The sequence below is a fragment of the Rhodococcus sp. R1101 genome (assembly GCF_000278445.1).
In the GTDB taxonomy this organism is placed as follows: Bacteria; Actinomycetota; Actinomycetes; order Mycobacteriales; family Mycobacteriaceae; genus Rhodococcus; species Rhodococcus gordoniae.
Genome location: NZ_AJVB01000750.1, coordinates 1 through 1,196 on the forward strand (window position 1 = coordinate 1; position 1,196 = coordinate 1,196).

3 protein-coding genes are annotated in these 1,196 nt (G+C 68.7%); 2 read left to right on the forward strand and 1 reads right to left on the reverse strand.

The annotated features are described in order from the left end of the window. Positions 1-233, forward strand: a 233-nt coding sequence (locus R1101_RS28530) for a WhiB family transcriptional regulator (RefSeq protein ID WP_016935673.1), incomplete at its 5' end; no start/stop codon positions are given. Between the two features lie 18 nt (positions 234-251). On the opposite strand, the gene R1101_RS28535 is transcribed toward R1101_RS28530, so the two are convergent. Further along, entirely contained in the window at positions 252-800 is a 549-nt protein-coding gene (locus R1101_RS28535; RefSeq protein ID WP_332307023.1) for an alpha/beta fold hydrolase, read from the reverse strand. Here R1101_RS28535 and R1101_RS0123875 point away from each other — a divergent pair. Next, positions 745-1,011: a hypothetical protein gene (locus R1101_RS0123875; protein WP_016935675.1), complete on the forward strand. Its 267-nt coding sequence runs from the start codon at positions 745-747 to the stop codon at positions 1,009-1,011. The genes R1101_RS28535 and R1101_RS0123875 overlap by 56 nt on opposite strands. The last annotated feature ends 185 nt before the right edge of the window (positions 1,012-1,196 follow it).

A 1,196-nucleotide genomic window follows, 5' to 3' on the forward strand; every position in this document is an offset into this window, starting at 1 on the left:
GTCTCGGATGGCAGCAGCATGCCAACTGCCGGACCTCCGACGAGTACTTCTTCTTCGCCCCGGACGGCGAGCCACCGAGCATCCGCAGGCGGCGCGAGGTCGTCGCGAAACGCATCTGCGCGAACTGCCCGGTGCTGGCCGAGTGCCGCACCCACGCGATACTCAGCGGCGAACCGCACGGAGTGTGGGGTGGACTGTCGGAACACGAACGGCTGCAACACCTGAAGCACTGATCGCGTCCCGCGGGCTGCTCACGGAATCGAGTGGGCGAACTCCTCGATCAGCGCCGCCACCCGTGCGGGATGGCCGAGCTGAGGCACGTGTCCCGCGACCAGCACTTCCAGATGCGCGTGCGGTACGAGTGCCGCGACGGCCCGGGCGTCCTCGACCGGGACCACGGGATCGTGGTCACCCCAGATCATCAGCGTGGGAACGTGTAGCTGCCGCAGCACATCCGGACAGATCCTGGCGGCGCGCTGGGTGCCGAACGGTGACAGGATCGCCTGCAACTCCGCAACGTTCGCTGCCCTCGCGACGGGATCGTGCGCCGCGTCGACGAGCGAGTCGAGCAGCTCGGGGTACCGCCGGATGGTCTCGCCTTCGCCCACCGAGGACAGCAGGTGCAGCAGCATCCGTCGACCCGGTTTCACGATGCGGCCGAGCAGTTGCCCGAGAACGGGGGTCGCCATGACCCGGACATCGACGGGAATCCGAGCACCGGGCAGCAGCGGGACGGACCCGAGCGTGACCGCGCCCCGCACCCGCTCCGGACGATCGAGGGCGTACCAGATCGACCAGATCCCTCCGCCCGACGCGCCGACGAGAACCGCCGACTCGAGCTACGTGTATCTCGAGCCGTCGATCCCGGCACTGCTGGCGCTGGCTCGCGGTCGGGGCGATTGGTCGCGCGCTGTCCGGGACGGATCCGTCACGGCTGCAGGAGATCCCGCGCTGGTGTCGCGTGTGGGGGACTGGTTCCGGTCGGTCCCGGAGCGGTCGCACACGCGGTGACCGGATGCGATTTCGGTGTTCCCGACATCGCTCAGCGCGGTCGGGAACACCGAAATCGAGAACGGCTACGCACCGGCGGCGCGACCGGCCCCGTCGAAATGGGGTAGTCGTCTACGCAGGCGGCGGCATCGACCGGTTCCCATACTGATCCCGCGGGGTTCTCCCGCATCTCGTATCACTCTTCG